Source organism: Lysobacter sp. BMK333-48F3, from assembly GCF_019733395.1.
Classification (GTDB): Bacteria; Pseudomonadota; Gammaproteobacteria; order Xanthomonadales; family Xanthomonadaceae; genus Lysobacter.
Window position 1 is genome coordinate 484,274 of the sequence record NZ_JAIHOO010000001.1, and the last position, 22,709, is coordinate 506,982.

At 69.2% G+C, this 22,709-nt stretch carries 16 protein-coding genes and 2 pseudogenes; 1 reads left to right on the forward strand and 17 read right to left on the reverse strand.

Translation table 11 applies throughout. The features are described 5' to 3' along the window. Positions 1 to 36: 36 nt before the first annotated feature. Together secA and K4L06_RS01865 are read right to left on the reverse strand one after the other, a co-directional pair. Complete coding sequence (secA, locus tag K4L06_RS01860; protein ID WP_221669776.1) at positions 37 to 2,754, reverse strand: preprotein translocase subunit SecA; 2,718 nt, start codon at positions 2,752 to 2,754, stop codon at positions 37 to 39. 448 nt (positions 2,755 to 3,202) lie between these two features. Continuing rightward, a complete protein-coding gene (locus K4L06_RS01865) occupies positions 3,203 to 4,036 on the reverse strand; it encodes a M23 family metallopeptidase (protein WP_255594919.1) in 834 nt (277 codons plus the stop codon). A 103-nt stretch (positions 4,037 to 4,139) separates the two neighbouring features. On the opposite strand from K4L06_RS01865, the gene K4L06_RS01870 reads away from it, so the two are divergent. Continuing rightward, the gene (locus K4L06_RS01870; RefSeq protein WP_221669778.1) at positions 4,140 to 4,586 is read left to right on the forward strand and encodes a DUF721 domain-containing protein; all 447 of its coding nucleotides are present in this window, start codon (positions 4,140 to 4,142) and stop codon (positions 4,584 to 4,586) included. A gap of 254 nt (positions 4,587 to 4,840) precedes the next feature. Here K4L06_RS01870 and lpxC read toward each other — a convergent pair whose 3' ends face one another. The 15 genes and pseudogenes from lpxC to mraZ form a co-directional block, all read right to left on the reverse strand. Continuing rightward, positions 4,841 to 5,755 carry a UDP-3-O-acyl-N-acetylglucosamine deacetylase gene (lpxC, locus tag K4L06_RS01875; protein ID WP_221669779.1) on the reverse strand — a complete coding sequence of 305 codons (915 nt, stop codon included), beginning with the start codon at positions 5,753 to 5,755 and terminating at the stop codon, positions 4,841 to 4,843. 366 nt (positions 5,756 to 6,121) lie between these two features. Then, the gene (ftsZ, locus tag K4L06_RS01880) at positions 6,122 to 7,345 is read right to left on the reverse strand and encodes a cell division protein FtsZ (RefSeq protein ID WP_221669780.1); all 1,224 of its coding nucleotides are present in this window, start codon (positions 7,343 to 7,345) and stop codon (positions 6,122 to 6,124) included. A 330-nt stretch (positions 7,346 to 7,675) separates the two neighbouring features. After that, complete coding sequence (ftsA, locus tag K4L06_RS01885) at positions 7,676 to 8,926, reverse strand: cell division protein FtsA (RefSeq protein WP_221669781.1); 1,251 nt, start codon at positions 8,924 to 8,926, stop codon at positions 7,676 to 7,678. 59 nt (positions 8,927 to 8,985) lie between these two features. Continuing rightward, a pseudogene (locus tag K4L06_RS01890) lies at positions 8,986 to 9,663 on the reverse strand (cell division protein FtsQ/DivIB); the annotation flags it as partial. Continuing rightward, the gene (locus tag K4L06_RS01895; protein ID WP_221669783.1) at positions 9,660 to 10,637 is read right to left on the reverse strand and encodes a D-alanine--D-alanine ligase; all 978 of its coding nucleotides are present in this window, start codon (positions 10,635 to 10,637) and stop codon (positions 9,660 to 9,662) included. The pseudogene K4L06_RS01890 and the gene K4L06_RS01895, both read right to left, overlap by 4 nt. Next, positions 10,634 to 12,079, reverse strand: a complete 1,446-nt coding sequence (murC, locus tag K4L06_RS01900) for a UDP-N-acetylmuramate--L-alanine ligase (RefSeq protein WP_221669784.1) — start codon at positions 12,077 to 12,079, stop codon at positions 10,634 to 10,636. Before murC ends, K4L06_RS01895 begins: the two co-directional genes overlap by 4 nt. After that, positions 12,076 to 13,313 (reverse strand): annotated as a pseudogene (gene murG / locus K4L06_RS01905) (undecaprenyldiphospho-muramoylpentapeptide beta-N-acetylglucosaminyltransferase). The gene murC and the pseudogene murG overlap by 4 nt, the downstream one beginning before the upstream one ends. Continuing rightward, positions 13,310 to 14,599, reverse strand: coding sequence for a putative lipid II flippase FtsW (gene ftsW / locus K4L06_RS01910; RefSeq protein WP_221669785.1), 1,290 nt, complete (start codon positions 14,597 to 14,599; stop codon positions 13,310 to 13,312). Before ftsW ends, murG begins: the two are co-directional and overlap by 4 nt. Beyond that, positions 14,599 to 15,684 carry a phospho-N-acetylmuramoyl-pentapeptide-transferase gene (mraY, locus tag K4L06_RS01915; protein WP_221669786.1) on the reverse strand — a complete coding sequence of 362 codons (1,086 nt, stop codon included), beginning with the start codon at positions 15,682 to 15,684 and terminating at the stop codon, positions 14,599 to 14,601. The genes ftsW and mraY overlap by 1 nt, the downstream gene beginning before the upstream one ends. Further along, positions 15,674 to 17,065, reverse strand: coding sequence for a UDP-N-acetylmuramoyl-tripeptide--D-alanyl-D-alanine ligase (murF, locus tag K4L06_RS01920; RefSeq protein WP_221669787.1), 1,392 nt, complete (start codon positions 17,063 to 17,065; stop codon positions 15,674 to 15,676). Before murF ends, mraY begins: the two co-directional genes overlap by 11 nt. Next, a complete protein-coding gene (locus tag K4L06_RS01925) occupies positions 17,062 to 18,534 on the reverse strand; it encodes a UDP-N-acetylmuramoyl-L-alanyl-D-glutamate--2,6-diaminopimelate ligase (RefSeq protein ID WP_221669788.1) in 1,473 nt (490 codons plus the stop codon). The genes murF and K4L06_RS01925 overlap by 4 nt, the downstream gene beginning before the upstream one ends. Further along, the gene (locus K4L06_RS01930) at positions 18,531 to 20,387 is read right to left on the reverse strand and encodes a penicillin-binding protein 2 (RefSeq protein WP_221673489.1); all 1,857 of its coding nucleotides are present in this window, start codon (positions 20,385 to 20,387) and stop codon (positions 18,531 to 18,533) included. The genes K4L06_RS01925 and K4L06_RS01930 overlap by 4 nt, the downstream gene beginning before the upstream one ends. Positions 20,388 to 20,506: 119 nt before the next feature. After that, on the reverse strand, positions 20,507 to 20,770 hold the full coding sequence (gene ftsL / locus K4L06_RS01935; RefSeq protein ID WP_221669789.1) for a cell division protein FtsL: 264 nt from the start codon (positions 20,768 to 20,770) through the stop codon (positions 20,507 to 20,509). After that, a complete protein-coding gene (gene rsmH / locus K4L06_RS01940) occupies positions 20,767 to 21,840 on the reverse strand; it encodes a 16S rRNA (cytosine(1402)-N(4))-methyltransferase RsmH (RefSeq protein WP_255594924.1) in 1,074 nt (357 codons plus the stop codon). The genes ftsL and rsmH overlap by 4 nt, the downstream gene beginning before the upstream one ends. Before the next feature lie 11 nt (positions 21,841 to 21,851). Next, positions 21,852 to 22,298: a division/cell wall cluster transcriptional repressor MraZ gene (gene mraZ / locus K4L06_RS01945; protein ID WP_221669791.1), complete on the reverse strand. Its 447-nt coding sequence runs from the start codon at positions 22,296 to 22,298 to the stop codon at positions 21,852 to 21,854. Positions 22,299 to 22,709: the final 411 nt, after the last annotated feature.

Consider the following 22,709-nt stretch of genomic DNA (forward strand, 5'->3'; position numbering starts at 1 on the left):
CTCCTATTCCCTACTCCCGATTCCCGACTCCCGGATTCAGGCCAACTGCCCATGGCAGTGCTTGTACTTCTTGCCGCTGCCGCAGGGGCAGGGATCGTTGCGGCCGACGTTGGCGAAGGCTTCCTCGGACACCTGCGCGGCCTCTTCGTCGGCGCCGAAGCCGCCGGCGGAGGCGTGCTGGAACTGCATCTGCCGCGCCTGCGCCTCGGCCTGGGCGCGCTCGGCGGCCTCCAGCTCGGCGATTTCCTGCTCGCTCTGGATCCGCACGCGGGCCAGGATGGTCACCACCTCGCGCTTGACCTTGTCGAGCATCTCCGAGAACAGCTCGAAGGCTTCCTTCTTGTACTCCTGCTTGGGCTGCTTCTGCGCGTAGCCGCGCAGATGGATGCCCTGGCGCAGGTAGTCCATGCGCGCCAGATGCTCCTTCCAGTTCTGGTCGAGCACGTTGAGCATGATGTGCTTCTCGAGCATGCGCATGGTCTCGCTGCCGAGCTGCTGCTCGCGCGCGGAGAAATGCGCGGTCACCGCATCCTGGACCTGCTGGGCGACGGTCTCGGCGTCCAGCTCCTCGGCCTTGCGCGCGGTCTCGACCAGCGGCACCTGCACGTTGAGCTCCTGCGCCAGCGACGCCTCCAGGCCCGGCAGGTCCCACTGGTCGTCGACCGAGTTGGCCGGGACGTGGCGCTGGACCAGGTCGGCGACCACGTCGCCGCGGATGCCGTCGACGTTGTCCTGCACGCTGTCGGCTTCCAGCAGCTCGTCGCGCTGGCCGTAGATGACCTTGCGCTGGTCGTTGTTGACGTCGTCGAAGTCGAGCAGGTTCTTGCGGATGTCGAAGTTATGCGCTTCGACCTTGCGCTGCGCGTTGGCGATCTGCTTGGTCACCAGCGGGCTTTCGATGATGTCGTCTTCCTTCAGGCCCATCCGCGCCATCACCTTCTGCACCCAGTCGGCGGCGAAGATGCGCATCAGATTGTCTTCCAGCGACAGGTAGAAGCGCGACGAGCCCGGGTCGCCCTGGCGGCCGGCGCGGCCGCGCAGCTGGTTGTCGATGCGGCGCGACTCGTGGCGTTCGGTGCCGATGATGTGCAGGCCGCCGGCGGTCTTGACCTGATCGTGGCGCTCCTGCCAGGCGGCCTTGAGCCGCTGGTGGCTGACTTCGTCGACGGCCTGGCCGCCGTTCTGCGCGGCCAGGTCGGTCAGTTCGGCCTCCAGCGAGCCGCCGAGCACGATGTCGGTGCCGCGGCCGGCCATGTTGGTGGCGATGGTGATCGCGCCCGGACGGCCGGCCTGGGCGATGATGTTGGCTTCGCGTTCGTGCTGCTTGGCGTTGAGCACTTCGTGCTTCACGCCGGCTTCGGTCAGCTGCTGGCTCAGCATCTCGGAGACTTCGATCGAGGTCGTGCCGACCAGGACCGGCTGGCCGCGCTCGTGCGCCGCCTTGATCTCGCCCAGCACCGCCCGGTACTTGCCGTTGCGGTTGAGGAACACCTGGTCGGAGTGATCCTTGCGCTGCGCCGGCCGGTTGGTCGGGATCACGATCACTTCCAGGCCGTAGATGCTCTGGAACTCGTAGGCTTCGGTGTCCGCCGTACCGGTCATGCCGGCCAGCTTCTTGTACATGCGGAACAGGTTCTGGAAGGTGATCGAGGCCAGCGTCTGGTTCTCGCGCTGGACCGGCACGCCTTCCTTCGCCTCCACCGCCTGGTGCAGGCCGTCCGACCAGCGCCGGCCCGGCAGGGTGCGGCCGGTGAACTCGTCGACGATCACCACTTCGCCGTCGCGGACGATGTAGTCGACGTCGCGCTGGTAGATCGCGTGCGCGCGCAGCGCGGCGTTGAGGTGATGGACCACGCTGATGTTCTGGCCGGCGTACAGCGAGTCTTCGTCGCTGATGATGCCGGCCTTGCGCAGCAGTTCTTCGGCGTGTTCCTGGCCGGATTCGGACAGGTGCACCTGCTTGCCCTTCTCGTCCACCCAGTAATCGCCCTCGCCGTCCTCGGCGGTCTGCCGGGTCAGCGTCGGAACGATGCGGTTGACCTTGATGTACAGCTCCGGCGATTCGTCGGCCGGGCCGGAAATGATCAGCGGCGTGCGCGCCTCGTCGATCAGGATCGAGTCGACTTCGTCGACGATCGCGTAGTGCAGGCCGCGCTGGAAGCGGTCGTCCTTCGACAGCGCCATATTGTCGCGCAGGTAGTCGAAGCCGAATTCGTTGTTGGTGCCGTAGGTGATATCGGCGGCGTAGGCGGCGTGCTTGTCCGAGTGCGGCATGCCCGGATAGACCACGCCCACGCTCAGGCCGAGCCAGTTGTACAGCTTGCCCATCCACGCCGAGTCGCGCCGCGCCAGGTAGTCGTTGACCGTGACCACGTGGGTGCCCTTGCCTTCCAGGGCGTTGAGGTAGACCGGCAGCGTGCCGACCAGGGTCTTGCCCTCGCCGGTGCGCATTTCCGCGATCTTGCCCAGGTGCAGGACCATGCCGCCGATCAGCTGCACGTCGTAATGGCGCATGCCGAGCACGCGCTTGGACGCCTCGCGGCAGACCGCGAAGGCTTCCGGCAGCAGCTTGTCCAGCGCCTCGCCTTCGGCGATGCGCTTTTGGAATTCCGGCGTCTTGGCCTGCAGCTGGGCGTCGGAGAGCTTTTCCATCTCCGCTTCGAGCGCATTGATCTTGACGACGGAGCGTTGCAGTTGGCGCAGCAGGCGGTCGTTGCGGCTGCCGAAAACGCGGGTAAGCAAGCTGTTGAGCATGAACGGGTCCGTGTAAAGCGAACGGGGTTGCGCAGGCGGGACGTTCTAAGAGCGCGCCGCCGGCGGCAAGTTCCCCAGGAATCCAGGACGACCGGCCCTCCCGACCGTTTCGGTGTCGCCGAAACGCGATCGGGGGCGCCGTGCGCCCCCGATCGGATCGAGCCTGGTCTTTGGCCACACCCATTCTAGCGTGGGGGGCGACCTGAACGGTATCAAGGGGGTTGGATGCCGCTGAATCGCGGAACTTTGCCGAATGCTGCGGTTCGCGACGGGAGTCGCTGAATCGGGGGGCGGGGTGTGTTGGCCGATCGCCTGTAGCCGACCCCGCTCGTCGAGGGCGCCGGCGTGACGCTTTGCCCGAGCTAGGAGACGAGTCTTGGGCGGCGACTTCCGCCGGGGGCGGTCGCGGGTCGGGCCCGCCGCAGCGCGGCGGGCGCTCGCCCTTGCTTTACTGCTTGATCTTCAGGCTCGCCTGAAGCGGGGACTGCTGGCTGAGGAACTGCTTCGGGTTCACCACCCGGCCGTTCTCCCACACCTCGAAGTGCACGTGGGCGCCGGTCGAGCGGCCGCTGGAGCCGGCCTTGGCCACTTCCTGGCCGGCGCGGACCAGCTCGCCGACCTTGAGCAGCAGGCGCGAGTTGTGCGCGTAGCGGGTCGTGTAGCCGTTGCCGTGGTCGATCTCGACCACGTTGCCGTAGCCCGAACGCACGCCGGAATAGCTGATCACGCCGTCGGCCACGGCCAACACCGGGTCGCCGACGTCGGCTTCGAAGTCGATGCCCTTGTGGAAGGCGGCGCCGCCGTTGAACGGATCGGCGCGGCCGCCGAAGCCGGAGGTGATGTAGCTGTTGGCGATCGGCGCGCGCGACGGCACGGCGTTCATGTCCAGCTGACGGTTGAACAGCAGCGATTCCAGCACCGACAGCTGCTCGCCGGAGGCCTTGAACTGCTGCTGCAGCAGGTCCATGCCGGCGTCGAGCTCGGGCTTGGCCATGTCGCGCACCGGGCCGGCGCCACCGACGCCGACCGGCTTTTCGAAGTCGAATTCGCCGTCCTGCAGCTGACCGATGCGGGTCAGGCGCTCGCCGAGGGCGTTGAGGCGGTTGGCCTCGGCCTGCAGTTCGCCCATGCGCGCGGCCAGGGCGTTGATCTCGCGTTGCGCGTCGCGGCGGGTGGCCGCGATTTCCGCCTGCTGCTGCGACAATTGCCCGCGTAGCATGCGGTTGTCGGCGATGCCGGCGCCGGCGCCGATGCTCAGGCCGGTGCCGAGCAGCAGAGCCATGGCGAGCGCCGGTCGGCGGGCGCCGAGGCGGCCGGCGTGCTGGAACCAATCGCCCAGCCGGGCTCGCGTGTTGTTTACGATGGATTGATAGGTCATGTGTCCGATGTCTGATTCCAAGCCCAAGCGGCCGGCCCGCGGTCCGTCGAACGCGCGCATCGCCCTGGATGCGTTGCTCGAGGATCCGGCCGGCAACCCGATTCGCCGAGCTTTGTGGCTCGACGAAGTGGACCGTCGGTTACGCCCCTACCTGCCGCCTTCGCTCGCCGCGCATGCGCGGCTGGCCAACATCGAACGCGGCAGGCTCGTATACGTCGTCGATGCCCCGGTGTGGCGCGCCAAACTGCGGCTCGCGGCTCCGGAACTGCTCGACGCAGCCCGATCCATCGGACTGGAAGTGGCCGAATTCGTCGTCAAGACGACGATCCCGCCGCCGGCGGCAGCGCCGGTGCGGAAGGCCAAACCCATGTCGGCCACGACGCAGAAAGCGTTGCAGGCCGCGCTGGCGTCGCTGAAGAAGCCCGATCCGTCGGGTTCCAGCGACGCCGGCTGACATTCGGACGGGCCGCGTACCGACGCGGCCGGCGGGGGTTCCAAATGCCGGGTCGGGGCATCCTACTGACCCCAACCCGCAGGAATGTTAAAGGGAAGGAAGCATTCCGGAAAAGTTTCGTTAGAAAATCGTTAATCCGTCACGTGCCGTTCACGACTGTGATCAGGTTAACGTTCCTGACTTTTCCGGCCCGCGATCGGCTCGCGGGTGCGACGCGCGTCGCAGCCCCGGACGGGGCGGACGGCTGCAGCGGCTCAGGCGAAGGCCGGTTCGGGCGAGCCGTAAGCGACCGGAGTGGGCTCCGAGCCGGTGTAGCTGACCAGTTCCCAGGCCGAGCGTTCGGCCAGCAGGGCCCGGACCAACTTGTTGTTGAGAGCATGACCGGACTTGTAGCCCTCGTAGGCGCCGATCACGGCGTGGCCGGCCAGGTACAGGTCGCCGACCGCATCGAGGATCTTGTGGCGCACGAACTCATCGGCGTAGCGCAGGCCGTCGTCGTTGAGCACGCGGAACTCGTCCAGGACGATGGCGTTGTCCATCGAGCCGCCCAGGCCGAGGTTGCGCTCGCGCATGTACTCCAGGTCGCGCATGAAGCCGAAAGTGCGGGCGCGGCTGACTTCGCGGATGTAGTTCTCGGTCGAGAACTCGACTTCGGCCCGCGACTGCGAGGCCGGGATCGCCGGATGGTCGAACACCACGGTGAAACCGAGGCGGAAGCCCTCGTACGGCTCGAAACGGGCGATCTTGTCGCCGTCGCGGACTTCGACCGGGTGCTTGATGCGGATGAAACGCTTGGGCGCGTCCTGCTCGGCGATGCCGGCGGACTGCAGCAGGAACACGAACGGGCCGGCCGAGCCGTCCATGATCGGCACTTCCGGCGCCGACAGCTCGACGTAGCAGTTGTCGATGCCCAGCCCGGCCATCGCCGACAGCAGGTGCTCGACGGTCATGACCTTGCCGGCGCCGTAGGTCAGGCCGGTGCACAGCGTGGTCTCGGTGACCAGGTCGGCGCGCGCCGGCATCTCGACCACCGGGTCGAGGTCGACGCGCCGGAACACGATGCCGGTGTCCACCGGGGCCGGACGCAGGGTGAGAAACACCTTCTCGCCGCTGTGCAGGCCCACGCCGGTGGCGCGGATCACGTTCTTCAAAGTGCGTTGGCGCAGCATGGTCGTGGGGACTTCCGCGATGGGGGGCGGCCGGCGCCCGGCGGGGCGCGACGGCCCGAAGGGGGCGACGGACCAAATGGGGGCGTCACGAAACCGCGCAAGATTAGCACGCGGGTCCCTGAACCTGAACGGAAAAGACACACTGTCCTGCCCTTGTCAACAGCGGCGGACAAAGTGACCGGTCGACCTGCCCTCGCGGGCGGGCCGACCGGCCCAAACGCCCCGTGCGCCTGAGCGCCGGGGCAAGGTGCCCTGCGGGCCGGGGACGAGTCCGGCCCGGGTTTGAGGCAGAGACGAGCGGGAAGCAAAGAGCGGCGAGCGATCGGCCCTGCTCGCTCCTGGTTACTCCACCCTCGTCCCTCGCTTTCAGTCCGCCTGCCGGCGCAGGAACGCCGGGATGTCCAGGTAGCTGTTGTCACTGCCGAAGTCGGCCACCGCCGGACCGGTTGGCTCCTGGCGAGCGCTGCCGCGCAGGCTGCCGCCGAAGCTCGGCATCGGCGCATGGCCGACGTCGTCCATGCCGAACTCGGCCTGGCCGGTGGTGGCGTTGCGCACCAGCTGGATCGGCGCGCGCTGCGCTTCGCGTTCGTAAGCGTGGCCGTGGCCGCGCACCGACTGCTTGGCGGCGACGCGGTTGAGGCCGGTGGCGACCACGGTGACCTTGACCTCGTCCTGCATGTCCGGGTCGAGCACGGTGCCGATGACCACGGTCGCGTCTTCGGAAGCGAAGTTCTCGATCGTGCGGCCGACTTCGTCGAACTCGGCCATGGTGAAGTCCGGACCGGCGGTGATGTTGACCAGGATGCCGTTGGCGCCTGCCAGGTTGACGTCGTCGAGCAGCGGGTTCTGGATCGCCGACTCGGCCGCGGCCTGGGCGCGATCGTCGCCGCGCGCGGCGCCGGTGCCCATCATCGCCAGGCCCATCTCGCTCATCACCGTGCGCACGTCGGCGAAGTCGACGTTGATCAGGCCCGGGCGCACGATCAGGTCGGCGATGCCCTGGACCGCGCCGAGCAGCACGTCGTTGGCGGCGCGGAACGCCTGGATCATGGTCGCGTTGCGGCCGAGCACGGTGATCAGCTTTTCGTTCGGGATCGTGATCAGCGAGTCGCAGTGGTGCGACAGCTCTTCGATGCCCTTGAGCGCCACCTGCATGCGGCGGCGGCCCTCGAACGGGAACGGCTTGGTGACCACGGCGACGGTCAGGATGCCCATCTCCTTGGCCAGCTGCGCCACCACCGGCGCGGCGCCGGTGCCGGTGCCGCCGCCCATGCCGGCGGTGATGAACACCATGTCGGCGCCGGTCAGCGCGTCCATGATGCGCTCGCGGTCTTCCAGCGCGGCCTGGCGGCCGACTTCCGGGTTGGCGCCCGCGCCCAGGCCCTTGGTGACGTTGCTGCCGAGCTGCAGCTGCAGCTTGGCGCCGCAGTTCTTGATCGCCTGCGCGTCGGTGTTGGCGGTGATGAATTCCACGCCATCGACATTGCCGCTGACCATGTGCGCCACGGCGTTGCCGCCGCCGCCGCCCACGCCGACAACCTTGATGACCGCGTTCGGGGCCATTTTTTCAACCAGTTCGAAATGTGCCATGTCCTCGTCCTCTGTGAGCCGGGATTTCGGGATTGGGGATTCGGGATTCGCAAAGCGCGACCCGATCCGATATCACCTTCCCGGCGTTTATGGTTTTTATGTTGAACAGCTAAAACGAATGCCGCTTCGCTACGACTTCCTTGCCTTGTCCGGGATTCGGAATCAGAGATCGGGATTCGCGCCCTGCTCCGCCGCCTCGTCTCGGTTTTCCACTTCAGGTTGAACCGCTACGGCGCGCGTCTCGTCACCCACGCCGCCCCTGTTCCGCTTTTGCCTAGCTTTGTCTTTTGCTCTAACCAATCCCGAATCCCGAATGCCGACTCCCGGCTTTCAGAACTCGCCGCGATACCAGTTCTTGATCTTGTTGAAGAAGCTGCCGGCGCGGCCGGTGGAGATCACCGGACGGCGCGGGTTCTCGATCTGGCTGCCCATCAGCAGCAGGCCGACGCCGGTGGCGTGGACCGGATTGCCGACCACCTCGCCCAGGCCGGTGACGTGCTGGGGAATGCCCACCCGCACCGGCATCTGCAGCATTTCCTCGGCCAGCTCGACCACGCCCTCCATCTTGGCCGCGCCGCCGGTCAGGACCATGCCGGCGCGGACGTGATGCTCGAAGCCCGAGCGGCGCAGCTCGGCCTGGATCATTTCGAAGATTTCCTCGTAGCGCGCCTGCACCGCCTGCGCCAGCGAATGGCGCGGCATGCGCCGCGGCGGACGGTCGCCGACGCTGGGCACCTGGATCGACTCCTCGGCGGTGGCCATCTGCGCCAGCGCGCAGGCGTAGCGCACCTTGATCTGCTCCGCTTCCGGGGTCGGCGTGCGCAGCATGTGGGCGATGTCCTCGGTGACCTTGTCGCCGGCGATCGGCAGGCTGGCGCTGTGGGCGATCGCGCCCTGCACGAACACCGCGATGTCGGTGGTGCCGGCGCCGATGTCGACCAGGACCACGCCGAGCTCGCGCTCGTCGCTGGTCAGCACCGCGTTGCTCGAAGCCAGCACGCCCAGGATCAGGTCGTCGACCTGCAGGCCGCAGCGCTGCACGCACTTGCTGATGTTGGCCGCGGCCGACTGCGCGCACACCACCAGGTGCGCGTGCACCTCCAGGCGCACGCCGGTCATGCCGACCGGGTTGCGGATGCCTTCCTGCGAATCGTCCAGCACGTAGTCGCGCGGGATCGCGTGCAGGATCTTCTGGTCGGCCGGGATGGCCACGGCCTTGGCCGCTTCCAGCACCCGGTCCAAGTCGCCGTAGGTGACCTCGCCGTCGCGGATCGGGGCGATGCCCTGCGAATTGCGGCACTGGATGTGGTTGCCCGAAATCGAGGCGTAGACCGAGCGGATCTCGCAGCCGGCCATCAGCTCGGCTTCCTCGATCGCGCGCTGGATCGACTGCACGGTCGATTCGATGTCGACCACCACGCCGCGCTTGAGCCCGCGCGATTCGTGCGAACCGATGCCGATGACTTCGATCGGGTTGCCCGGCCGGCCGTCGGAAGGCGAATACTCGCCCACCAGCGCCACCACCTTGGAGGTGCCGATGTCGAGGCCCACGATCAGCGACTTGTCGCCTTTGCGATTCATGACTGTCCTTGCTGCTGTTGCGGTGCCGCCCCGGTCGCCTGCACCGGCGCCCAAGACAGCGAAAAACCATTGGTGTAGCGAAGATCGGCGCGCGCCAGCACCTGCGCGCGCTGGGTCAGCAGCTGCGGCAGCAGGCGCACGAAACGGCTCAGCCGCGCCCGCGCCTCGCTGCGCCCGACCACGACCTGGGCGCCGTTGCCCAGGGCCAGGGTCCAGCTGCCGCGCTGGTCGACTTCGACCCGGCGCACGTCCATCCCGACCGGCGCGAACAGTTCGCGCGATTCGTTGTACAGCGCGACCACGTCGGCGACCCGCGCCTCGGGGCCGTTGAACTGCGGCAGGCCGTCGGGCACCTGGATGCCGGCGACCGGGAACAGGCGGCCGTGCTCGGACAGCAACCGGTCCTCGCCCCAGCGCGCGAACGGCTTGTGCTCGACCACGCGGACCTCCAGCACGTCCGGCCAGCGCTTGCGCACCTCGGCGCGCTCGACCCACGGCAGCCTGGCCACCGCGTCCTGCGCCGCCGGCAAATCGACCGCGAAGAACCCGCGCTGCGCGTACGGCAGCAGGGTCTTGCGCAGTTGCGTCGCATCCACCCGCTCGAACTCGCCGGTTACGCGCAGGCGCTTGAGCGGCCACTGGTCCGCGCCGATCCAGCCGTTGAGCACGGCGACGACCGGCAGCGCGACCAAGGCCAGCGCAAGCAACCAACCGACCAGGCGGAGCATGGCGTTCACGCCGCGTCACCTCCTCGCACGGTCGCTTCCAGCACGCGCCAGCACAGCTCGTCGTACTCGATCCCGACCTGGCGCGCCGCCTTGGGCACCAGCGAATGGCTGGTCATGCCCGGCGCGGTGTTGACCTCGATCAGGTAGAGCTGGCCGCTGTCGCGATCGCGCATCACGTCGACCCGGCCCCAGCCCTTGCAACCGGCGGCGACGAAGGCTTCCATCGCCAGGCGGCGGATCTCGTCCTCGGCCGCGCCGTCCAGGCCCGGGCACAGGTATTGGGTGTCGTCGGCGATGTACTTGGCGTGGTAGTCGTACCACTCGCCCTTGGGCACGATCCGGATCGACGGCAGCGCGGTGTAGGCCTCGCCGTTGACCAGCACGGCCACGGTCAGCTCGTCGCCGATCACCATCTGCTCCATCAGCATCTCGCCGGGGTAGCGCGCGGCCAGCGCGACCGCCTCGTCGATGTCGGCGTCCTTCAGCACCCGCGACACGCCGACGCTGGAACCCTCGCAGGACGGCTTGATGATCACCGGCAGGCCGATCTCGCGCGCCGCCGTATGGACGTCGCCGCCCTTGGCGATGCGCTTGTAGCGCGGGGTCGGCAGGCCGGCGCCCATCCACACCTGCTTGGTGCGGATCTTGTCCATCGCCAGCGCCGAGCCGAGCACGTCGGAGCCGGTGTAGGGCACGCCGAAGGCTTCCAGCACGCCTTGCAGCACGCCGTCTTCGCCGCCGCCCTTGTTGCCGTGCAGGATGTTGAACACCCGGTCGACGCCGCCGCCGCGGATCGCATCGATCAGCGCCGGAATGCCGTCGACCGCGAACGCGTCGACCCCGCGCGAGCGCAGCGCCTCGAGCACGCCGCGGCCGGAATCCAGCGACACCTCGCGCTCGGCGCTGGTGCCGCCCATGAGCACGGCGACGCGGCCGAACACGGCCGGGTCGGTCACGCGCAGCGGTGCGAACTGCAGACTCACTTCGATTCTCCCTGGAAACCATTGGACGCCAGCTGCTGCGCGGCGGCGCCGATGTCGCCGGCGCCCATCAGCAACAACAGGTCGCCGTCGTTCAGAACGTCCGGCAGCACGCCGGCCAGATCCGCGGCGCCGCCGACCACCACCGGGTCGATGCGGCCGCGGGCGCGGATCGCGCGCGCCAGCGACTTGGCGTCGGCGCCGGCGATCGGCGCTTCGCCGGCCGGGTAGACCTCGGTCAGCACCAACGCGTCGACCGAGGACAGCACCGCGGCGAAGTCGTCGAACAGGTCGCGGGTGCGGCTGTAGCGGTGCGGCTGGAACGCCACCACCAGGCGCTTGTCCGGCCAGCCGCCGCGGGCCGCGGCGAACACCGCCTCCAACTCCTTGGGGTGATGGCCGTAGTCGTCGACCAGTTGCACGGTCGCGCCCTTCTCGGTCTTGAGCTGGGCCAGCAGGTTGAAGCGGCGGCCGATGCCGGCGAACTTCTCCAGCGCGCGCGCGATCGCGTCGCTGGTGACGCCGAGCTGCCAGGCCACCGAGGCCGCGGCCAGCGCGTTGAGCACGTTGTGCCGGCCCGGCAGGGCCAGGGTCACCGCGGTCCGGCTGGCGTCGGGCAGGCACAGGGTGAAGCGCATCGCCCCGCCCTGCTGGCTGACCTCCTCGGCGCGCACGTCGGCTTCCTCGCTGAAACCGTAGGTCATGACATGGCGCGGGGTTTCGGCGGCGAGCCGGGCAACGTTGGCGTCGTCGATGCACAGCACCGCCAGGCCGTAGAACGGCAGCCGGTGCAGGAATTCCTCGAACGCGGCCTGGACCTTGGCGAAGTCGCCGCCGTAGTTCTCCAGGTGGTCGGCGTCGATGTTGGTGACGATGGCGATCTGCGGATTCAGGCGCAGGAAGCTGCCGTCGCTCTCGTCGGCCTCGGCGACCAGCCACTGGCCGCCGCCGAGGCCGGCGTTGGCGCCGGCGGCGAGCAGCTTGCCGCCGATCACGAAGGTCGGGTCGATCCCGCCCTCGGCCAGCACGCTGGCGGTCAGCGAGGTGGTGGTGGTCTTGCCGTGGGTGCCGGCCACCGCGATGCCGCGGCGGAAGCGCATCAGCTCGGCCAGCATCTCCGCGCGCGGCACCACCGGAATGCGCTGGGCGCGCGCTTCCATCAGTTCCGGGTTGTCGCGCTTGATCGCGCTGGACACCACCACGCAGTCGGCGCCGAGCACGTTGGCCGCGGCGTGGCCGCGGTGCACGGTCGCGCCCATCGCCGCCAGGCGCCGGGTCACCGCGTTGTCGGCCATGTCCGATCCGGACACCTGATAGCCCAGCGTGCACATGACTTCGGCGATGCCGCTCATGCCGGTGCCGCCGATGCCGACGAAATGCACGCGCGGAAACGCCTTGGCCAGGTCGCCGGTGTGCTGCAGGCGGCGGCGGAGGGCGGTGCTCATGGTGTCGAATCCGGGAATGGGGAATGGGGAATGGGGAATCGGTTCAAGCGAATGCAGCCACTGCTGAAAATACGATTGCGAAAACGAACAGCCGAAAAGGCAGGGGTGCGAGCGCTCAAGCGCCCATTCCCCACTCCCGATTCCCTATTCCCGCGCTTCATCGCGAAGCCTCCAGCACCGCGTCGGCCACCCGCTCCGCCGCATCGGGCTTGGCGATCAGGCGCGCGGCCTCGGCCATCTGCAGCAGCACGCCGCGTTCGGCCAGGATTTCGATGGTCGCCGACAGGCGCGCGCCGAGGTCGTCGCCGCCCTGCGGCAGCAACTGGGCGGCGCCGCGGTCGACCAGGTAGCGCGCGTTCTTGGTCTGGTGGTCGTCGACCGCGAGCGGGAACGGCACCAGCACGCTGCCGACGCCGGCCGCGCACAGCTCGGCCAGGGTCAGCGCGCCGGAACGGCACACCACCAGATCGGCCCAGGCATAGGCGGCGGCCATGTCGGCGATGAACGGTTCCAGCGTAGCGATCACCCCGGCCTTGGCATAAGCCTCTTGCGCATCGGCGAGCAGCTTTTCGCCGCACTGGTGGCGCACTTCGCAGGGCACTCGCCCGCGCAGCCCGGCGATCGCTGCGGGCACCGCGCGGTTCAGCGCGCGCGCGCCCTGGCTGCCGCCGAGCACCAGCAGGCGCAGCGGACCGCTGCGCTGGGCCAGGCGCTGCGCCGGCGCGGCGATCGCCGCGATCTCGGCGCGCACCGGGTTGCCGACCACGGTCTCGCGTCCGCCGGCGAAAGTGTCCGGGAACCCGGTCAGCACTTGCCGGGCCAGGCGCGACAGCACCCGGTTGGTCATGCCCGGGGCGCGATTCTGTTCGTGCACGATCAGCGGCAGGCCGGCCAGGCGCGCGGCCAGACCGCCCGGACCGGCGGCGTAACCGCCGAAGCTGATCACCGCGCGCGGCTGGCGCCGGCGCAGCACGCTGCGCGCGGCCAGCACCGAGGCGGCCAGCCGCGACGGCGCGCGCAGCAGCGTCGCCAGGCCCTTGCCGCGCACCGCGCTGATCGCGATGGTGTCGATGTCGATGCCGTGCTGCGGCACCAGGCGGGTTTCCATGCCGCCGTCGGCGCCGAGCCAGGTCACCGCCACGCCGCGCGCGCGCAGCGCCTTGGCCACGGCCAGGCCGGGGAAGATATGGCCGCCGGTGCCGCCGGCGAGAATCATGACCGGACGCTCGCTCATGCCGACCTCCCGAGCGAGGGTTCGACCCGCTGCTGCAGGCGGCTGGTGCCGCGCGCGGCCGCGGCCGGCGCCGGGCTGGCGACCGCGGCGCCATTGCCCGCCGGCGCCTGCGCCGCGTCGCCGCGCAGGCGCGCGACCTGGCGCTGGGCGCGGTCGAGCTCGTAGGACACGCGCAGCAGCACGCCGAGCGCGGCGCAGCTCATCAGCACGCTGGAGCCGCCGGAGGAAATCATCGGCAAGGTCAGGCCCTTGGTCGGCAGCAGGCCCAGGTTCACCCCGATCGAGACGAAGCTCTGCAGCCCCATCCACAGGGCGATGCCGAACGCCACGTAGCCGGAAAAGTGCCGGCGCATCTCCACGCACTTCAGGCCGATCCACAGCGCGCGGCCGGTCAGCAGGGTGTACAGGCCGACCACCGCGCACACGCCGACGAAACCGAATTCCTCGGCGATCACCGCCATGATGAAGTCGGTATGCGCCTCGGGCAGGTAGGACAGCTTCTGCACCGACGCGCCCAGGCCGACCCCGGTCCACTCGCCGCGGCCGACCGCCATCAGCGCATTGGTCAGCTGGTAGCCGGTGCCGAACGGGTCGACCCAGGGATTGAGGAACGAGGTCAGGCGGGTCACCCGGTAGGGCTCGGCGATGGCGACGATCGCCAGCAGCGGCAGGCCGACCAGCACCGGGCCGAACATCCGCGGCATGTTGACCCCGCCCAGCACCAGCATGCCGGCGGTGATCGCCAGCAGCAGCGAGGACGAGCCGAAGTCCGGCTGCATCAGCAGCAACGCGACCAGCACCGCGGCTACGCCGATCGGCTTGAGCATCGCGCCCCAGGTGGCCGAGATGTCTTCGCTGAAGCGCTTGAGGTAGCTGGCCAGCCAGACGATGTAGAGCAGCTTCACCGCTTCCACCGCCTGGAAGCCGACCGGGCCGACGTTGATCCAGCGCTTGGCGCCGTTGACCTGGCGGCCGATCACCGGCACGAACACCAGCAGCAGCAACACCAGGCAGACCAGCAGCAGCCACTGGTTGTGGCGCTCGATGGTCTTCAGCTCGGTGCGCATCAGCCACACGCCGATCACCAGGCCGACGCCGAGGAAGACCAGGTGGCGGTTGAGGAAGTACAGCGGCTCGACCTCGTGGGTCGAGGCCACGCCGAGCGAGGCCGAACCGACCATGATCACGCCGACGCAGGCCAGCACGACGGACACGGCCATCAGCCACGGGTCGTAGCGCCCGTGGATGGCGTCCAGTCGCGTTGCCTGGCGTGCGGCGTTTTCCATCAGCGCACCTTGAGCGTGGCCAGGCCGACCAGGACCAGCACCACCGAGATGATCCAGAAGCGCACGATCACCCGCGGCTCCGGCCAACCCTTGAGTTCGAAGTGGTGGTGGATCGGCGCCATCCGGAACACGCGCTTGCCGGTCAGCTTGAACGAGGCGACCTGGATCATCACCGACAGGGTCTCGATGACGAAGATGCCGCCCATGATCACCAGCACCAGCTCCTGGCGGACGATGATGGCGATGGTGCCGAGCACCGCGCCCAGCGCCAGCGCGCCGATGTCGCCCATGAACACCATCGCCGGGTAGGTGTTGAACCAGAGGAAGCCCAGGCCGGCGCCGGCGATCGCCGCGCAGATGATCACCAGCTCGCCCGCGCCCGGCACCGCCGGAATCTGCAGGTACTTGGAGAACTCGGCGTGGCCGGAGGCGTAGGCGAAGATGCCCAGGGCGCAGGCGACCAGCACGGTCGGCATGATCGCCAGGCCGTCCAGGCCGTCGGTCAGGTTGACCGCGTTGGAGAAGCCGACGATCCAGAAATAGGCGATGGCGACGAAGCTGATCCCGGCCAGCGGCAGCGCCACCGACTTGAACAGCGGCACGTAGAAGGTGGTCGCCGCCGGCACGTCGGCGTACAGCCACAGGTACAGGCCGGCGGCCAGGCCGAACACCGACTGCAGCAGGTACTTCCAGCGCGACTTCAGGCCGTTGGGATCGCGCTTGACGATCTTGATCCAGTCGTCGTACCAGCCGATCGCGCCGAACGCCAGCATCACCAGCAGCACGATCCACACGTATTTATTGCGCAGGTCGCCCCACAGCAGCACCGAGGCCATCACCGTGAACAGGATCAGCGCCCCGCCCATGGTCGGCGTGCCGGCCTTGGAGAAATGCGACTGCGGACCGTCCTTGCGGATCGGCTGGCCGCCCTTGAGCTGGCCGAGCTTGCGGATCACCGCCGGGCCCCACCACAGCGACAGCGCCAGCGCGGTCAGCGCGCTGAGGATGCCGCGAAAGGTCAGGTAGCCGAACAGGCCGAACAGGCTCTGGAGCTGCTCCAGCCATCGAGTCAATTCAAGCAACATGCGTCGTGCCCTCCCCTTGCTTGGGCTTCTGTGCGGACAGCAACGCCGTCACGATCTTGTCCATCGCACTGCTGTGCGAGCCTTTCACCAACACCCGCACGCCGTCGCCGAGCTCGGCGGCCAGCGCCGCGGCCAGCGCGTCGTGGCTGTCGAACACCTGCGCGCCCTCGCCGAAAGCCTCGGCCGCGGCGGCCGGCAGCGGCCCCAGCGCGTACAGCCGGTGCAGGCCGGCGGCCTTGGCGCGGCGGCCGATCTGCGCATGCATGGCGATCTCTTCGTGGCCGATCTCGCGCATCGCGCCGAGCACCAGCCAGTTCTGCCCGCCCATCTCGGCCAGGGTGTCGATCGCCGCGGCGGTCGAGCCCGGGTTGGCGTTGTAGCTGTCGTCGATCAGCACCGCGCCGTTGTCCAGGCGATGGGTGATCAGGCGGCCGTCGACCGGCTCGGCGGCGTTGAGGCCTTCGGCGATCTGCGCCAGCGGCACGCCGGCGCCCAGCGCCAGCGATGCGGCGGCCAGGGCGTTGCGCACGTTGTGGCGGCCGACCAGCTTCAGCGCGATCGGCGCACGACCGAGCGGGGTGACGAGCACGAAAGTGGAACCCTCGGTGCCGACCCGGACTTCGTGCGCGGTCACCTCGGCGCTGGCGTCCAGGCCGAAGCGGACGATCCGCCGGCCCGCCGCGCGCTGCTCGAAGTAAGGCGCGAACGCGTCGTCGGCGTTGACCACCGCGACGCCGCCGGCCGGCAGCGCGTCGTAGATCGCCGCCTTGGTGTCGGCGATGCCGAGCAGGCTGCCCATGCGCTCCAGGTGCGCCGGGGCGATGTTGTTGACCAGCGAGACCTGCGGCTGGGCGATGTCCACCAGGTAGGCGATGTCGCCCGGCTTGCCGGCGCCCATTTCGTAGACCGAGTAGCGCGCGTCTTCCGGCGCGTCCAGCACCGCCAGCGGCAGGCCGATCTCGTTGTTGCGGTTGCCCGGGGTCGCGTAGGTGCGGCCGGCGCGCTCGAGGATCGCCTGGGTCAGGGCCTTGACGCTGGTCTTGCCGTTGCTGCCGGTGATCGCGACCACGGTGTTGCCGGCGCGCTGCGCCTGCACCGCGGCGGCGAACGCGGCCAGGGCGCGCTCGGTGTCGGCGACCAGCACCTGCGGCAGGGCGGCGCCGGTCTCGCGCGACACCAACGCCGCGACCGCGGCGGTGCCGGCCAGCTTGGGCAGGTGATCGTGGCCGTCGAAACGCTCGCCCTTGAGCGCGACGAACAGCGCCGCGCCCGACGCCGGCAGGGCGCGGGTGTCGGTGGCGACGGCATCGATCGCGACGTCGGCGCCGATCAGGCGGCCGCCGGTCATGCGCGCGATCTCGCTCAGCGGCAGGCGCTTCATGCCCTGGCCTCCAGCGCCGCGTGAGCGACCAGTGTGTCGTCGAAAGGATGGCGCACGCCGTGAATTTCCTGATAAGGCTCGTGGCCCTTGCCGGCCACCAGCACGATGTCGTCGGGACCGGCCTGGCCGATCGCCTGTTCGATCGCGGCGCGGCGGTCGCGCTGCACGATCGCCCGCTGCGGGTCGCGCAGGCCGGCCACGATGTCGGCGACGATGGCGTCGCCATCCTCGCCGCGCGGGTTGTCGTCGGTGATCACCACCAGGTCGGCGCCGTGCTCGGCGATCGCCGCCATCTGCGGGCGCTTGCCGCGGTCGCGTTCGCCGCCGCAGCCGAACACGCAGATCAGCCGCGCGTTGGCGTGCGCGCGCAGCGAGGCCAGGGCCTGCTCCAGCGCGTCCGGGGTGTGGGCGTAATCGATCACCACCAGCGGCAGGCGGCCGTCGCCGCCGAGCCGGTTCATGCGGCCGTGGATCGGCTGCAGCTGCGACAGGGTTTCGGCGATCCGCGCCGGCGCGTCGCCCAGCGCGTACAGCGCGCCGGCCACCGCGAGCAGGTTGTCGACGTTGAAGCGTCCCAGCAGCGGCGAAGCCACCGGGTGCGCGCGGCCGTCGGCGACCAGGTCGAAACCGATGCCGCGGCTGTCGAAGTTCAGCCGCTCGGCGCGCAGGCTGGCGCCGTCGCGGCCGCGCGAGCTCAGGCCGAGCGCGCGCACGCCCTTGGGCAGCTGCGCGATCAGTTCGCGGCCGAACTCGTCGTCGAGGTTGATCGCCGCCGCCTTCAGCCCCGGCCAGGCGAACAGGCGGGCCTTGGCCGCGCCGTAGCTGGCCATGTCGCCGTGGTAGTCCAGATGGTCGCGGGTGAGATTGGTGAACACGCCGACGTCGAAATGCACGCCGGCCACGCGGCCCTGATCGAGCGCGTGCGAGCTGACTTCCATCGCGATCGCCTGCGCGCCGGCCTCGTGCATCTGCGCCAGCAGCTCGTGCAGTTGCAGCACCAGCGGGGTGGTGAAACCGGTCGGCACGATCCGCCCGTACAGGCCGGCGCCGAGGGTGCCGACGGTGCCGCAGGCGATGCCGCGCAAATGCCAGGCCTGGGCGATCAACTGCACGGTCGAGGTCTTGCCGTTGGTGCCGGTCACCCCGACCACGTCCATCGCCGCGGTGGCGCGACCGTGGAAGCGGTCGCCCATCTCGCCCAGGCGCGCACGCAGGCCGGGCACGGCGATCGCGTCGGCCGGCGCCGGCAGCTCGGCGGGCGCCGGCGGCTCGAACAGGATCGCGGCCGCGCCGTTGGCGCGCGCCTGCTCGACGAAGCCGAGGCCGTGCGCGCCGAAACCGGCGATGGCGACGAAGGCATTGCCCGGGCGCACCGCGCGGCTGTCCATCACCAGCCCGGTGATGCGCAGATCGCCGGGGAGGCCGGCGATGTCGGGCAACAGTTCGGCCAGGGGCAGGCTGCGGTTCATCGCGCGCCTCCCTGGGCCAGGCTGGCGGCCGCGATCGGCGGCGGCGCGGCGGCGGTCGTCGCCGCCGGCAGCACCGGCCCGGTCGGCTTGCCGCCGTTGAGCTTGATCCGCTTGGCCTCGGCCGCGGCCTGCACCGCCAGCCAGGTCTCGATGTCGTCCGGGGCCACGTCCATCAGCCGCAGCGCGCCGTCCATGACGTTGCGGAACACCGGGCCGGAGACCGAACCGCCGTAGTAGCCGCGCTTGGTCGGATCCGGCTCGCTGACCACCACCACCATCGAGAAACGCGGCTTCTCCACCGGCACCACGCCGGCGAACAACGACACGTACTTGCGCGAGTAGCCGCCGGTGGCGCTGAACTTGCGCGTGGTGCCGGTCTTGCCGGCGACGTGATAGCCCAGGATCGCCGCCTGCTTGGCGGTGCCGCCCGGCTCGGTCACGGTCTGCATCATGCGCATGATCTCGCCGGCCACGGCCGGCTCGAGCACCCGGCGCGGTTCGTTGCGCTGGCCCTTGATGAAGGTCGGCTGGATCAGCTGGCCGCCGTTGGCCATCGCCGCGTAGGCCATGGCGATCTGCAACGGCGTGGCCGACAGTCCGTAGCCGTAGGACATGGTCGCCTTGGTGGTGCCGCTCCAGCGCGACGGCGGCGCCAGCAAGCCCGAGGACTCGCCCGGGAAGCCGCTGCCCGGCTTGTTGCCGTAGCCGAAGTTGTGGATGAACTTGTAGTAGTAGTCGTTCGGCAACGGCAGGGCGAGCTTGGCGGCGCCGATGTTGGAGCTCTTGGTGATCACCCCGGTCACGGTCAGCACGCCGTTGTTGTGGGTGTCGGTGATCCGGTAGCGGCCGTTCGGCATCCACCCCGGCGAAGTGTTGACCAGGGTGGTCGGCTTGACCGTGCCGGCAGCGAGCGCCGCGGCGACGGTGATCGGCTTCATCGTCGAACCCGGCTCGACCACGTCGGTGATCGCGCGGTTGCGGTGGGTGTCGCGGTTGCCCGCGCCCGGCAGGTTCGGGTTGTAGGTCGGCAGGTTGGCCATCGCCAGCACTTCGCCGGTCTCGATGTCCAGCACCACCGCCGAGGCGCTGGACGCGCCGGTGTCGGTCAGCGCGCGGCGCAGTTCGCGATAGGTCAGGTACTGGATGCGCCGGTCCAGGGTCAGGGTGATGTCCTTGCCCGGTTCGGCCGAACGCACCAGGTCGACGTTCTCGACGATGCGGCCGGCGCCGTCGCGGATCACCCGCTTGGTGCCGGGCTTGCCGCGCAGCTCGTGATCGAACGCCAGCTCCAGGCCTTCCTGGCCCAGATCGTCGATGTTGGTGTAGCCCAGCACGTGCGCCATCGCTTCGCCCTGCGGGTAGAAGCGGCGGAACTCGCGCTGCGAGAACACGCCCGGAATCTTGTGGGCCAGGATCTTGCGCGCCTCGTCCGGATTGATCCGGCGCTTGAGGTACATGAATTCCTTGCCGGCGCGCTGGGCCAGCTTGCGGGTCAGCTCGTCCGGCGACACGCCCAGGGCCTTGGCCAGCTCCGGCAGGCGCGCGGGGTTCTTGGCCAGCTCCTTGGGATTGCCCCAGATCGACTCGACCGGCGTCGACACCGCCAGCGGCTCGCCGTTGCGGTCGGTGATCATGCCGCGCGAGGTCGGGATCGGGATTTCGCGCAGCGAGCGCGCGTCGCCCTGCTGGCGATAGAAGTCGTTGCTGATCACCTGCAGGTCGAGCGCGCGCGCCACCAGCGCCACCGCGCACAGGCCGAGCGCGCCGCCGACCAGGATCAGCCGGTTGCGCAGGTTGAACTGGGCGCTGCGGCTGCGCGGCTTGGCGCCGCCGCGGCCGCGCTCTTCGCGCATCTGGGCGATGCGCTCGCGCAGCGATTCGGCCAGCCGCCGCACGCCGCCGCGGCCGGCGCGCTCGCCCAGCACCCGGTCGAGCGGGCCGCTGCGGCGGGAACGGTTGGAATTGCGGCCGGTCATGGACGGATCACCACGGTTTCGGCGCCCTCGGGAAACTTCATCCCGATGCGCTCGCGCGCGACCTGGTCGATGCGGTTGCTCTCGGCCCAGGTCGCCTGCTCCAGCTGCAAACGGCCGAACTCGATGTTGAGCTCATCGCGCTCGCGCTGCAGTTTGTTGAGCTGAACGAACAGTTGGCGATGCTCGTGACGGGCGAACACCACCAACAGCGCCGAGACGACGTTGGCGACGATCAGCAGGGCCAGCAGCAGGCGGGTCATCGGGCGCCTCCTGTCGGAGTCGCCGGGAATCGGGAATCGGGAATGGGGAATCGGGAAAGCGAGTGCGCGCTGAAGCTTCGGCCGGACGCGGCGTGGCCCTTGCCGATTCCCGACCCCCGATTCTCGATTCCCGGCTGCTCCGCCAGCTTCTCGGCCACCCGCAGCACCGCGCTGCGCGCGCGGGGGTTGGCGGCAAGCTCGGCCTCGTCGGCCTTCTGCGCGCCGTCGATGGCGAGCAGGGTCGGGGTGAAGGCGACCTCCACCGGCATCCGGCGGTTGGCCGGCGGGGCTTTGGAATGGCGGGCGATGAACTGCTTGACGATGCGGTCTTCCAGCGAATGGAAGCTGATCACCGCCAGCCGGCCGCCCGGCTTGAGCCGCGCCAGCGCGGCGTCGAGCCCGACCTCCAGGTCGGCCAGCTCGCGGTTGATGAAGATGCGGATCGCCTGGAAGCTGCGCGTGGCCGGGTGGATCTTCTGCTCGCCGCGCGGCATCACCGAGGCGATCAGATCGGCCAGTTGGGCGGTGCGCAGCAGCGGCTGGGCGTCGCGGCGGGCGACGATGGTGCGGGCGATCTTGCGGCTCTGGCGTTCTTCGCCGTAGGTCCACAGCACGTCGGCGATCTCTTTCTCGGTCGCGCTCGCCAGCCATTGGGCCGCGCTCTGGCCGCTGTCCGGGTCCATGCGCATGTCCAGCGGGCCGTCCTTGCCGAAGCTGAAGCCGCGCTCGGCGACGTCCAGCTGCGGCGACGACACGCCCAGGTCCAGCAGCACGCCGTCCAGGCCGGCGGCGGTCGCGTCCCAGTGGCCCAGCTCGGCGAAGCTGCCGCGGTAGATGGACACGCGCGCATCGCCGCCGAACTCGCGTTCGGCCACGGCGATCGCTTCCGGGTCCTTGTCCATCACCAGCAGCCGGCCTCCGGCGTCCAATTGGTCGAGCACGCCGCGGGCATGCCCGCCGCGGCCGAACGTACCGTCCAGATAGGCTCCGTTCCCGTGCACCCGCAGGCCGTCCAGCACCTGCCGATACATCACGGGAAGGTGGCCGGACCGCGCGTGCGTGCGTTCCATGCCACCCCCCGTCATAGCTGCAAATCGAGCAGCTCGTCGCTCAGATCGTCGTCGGTGATCGTCTGACGGATCTGGGCGTGATGCGCTTGCTCGCTCCACAGCTCGAATTTGTCGCCCATGCCCAGCAACACGGCCTTCTTGTCGATGCCGACCGCGGAACGGTGGCTCGGCGGCACGGTGATGCGGCCGTTGCCGTCGAGTTCGACGAACGCGGCCGCACCGACCAGCTTGAGCTGCATGTTGCGGTTGACCTTCTTGGCCTTGGGCAGCTTGTTGACCTGGTCGCGGACGCGTTCCCAGATCGACAGCGGGTACAGATAGAGGGAACCGGCCTCGAACGGGTTGTAGGTGATGACCAGGCGGTTGCCGCATTCGCGCGCGACAAGATCTCGGTAGGCGGTGGGCACCGCCAGCCGGCCCTTGTCGTCGATCGTGATGGCGGTTTCGCCTTGGAACATTGCGCACCTATGCGGCTCCCGTCTCTACCGGACGGGTCACCTCAGTTCATCCGCCCGGCTGAGCGGCTGGCCTCGAAACCCCACAAAAACCCAGGATTTCCCTCGGATGTCCACATTAGCAGGGCGCACAGGGTTGTCAACAACTTTCCGGGACAAATTTCGCCTGTCGCATCAATGGCTTGCAGCGAACTTCAGAGTCTTATTCAAGAGTTATCCACTAACCTTTGTTTAGTCTCAGGTTTTGAGACTCTGAACGTCACAAAGTGACCCTCGCGCGATGTCCGTCACAGTTGTTAAGACCTTGTTGCGCAGCAGCAATCCCTGCCGATAGACGCAAAAGGTCGAAGTTCGATACCTGATCGGCGGCAGCTATCGGAACATCCGCGAGCGCACAGGCGGCCTGGAGCTGCC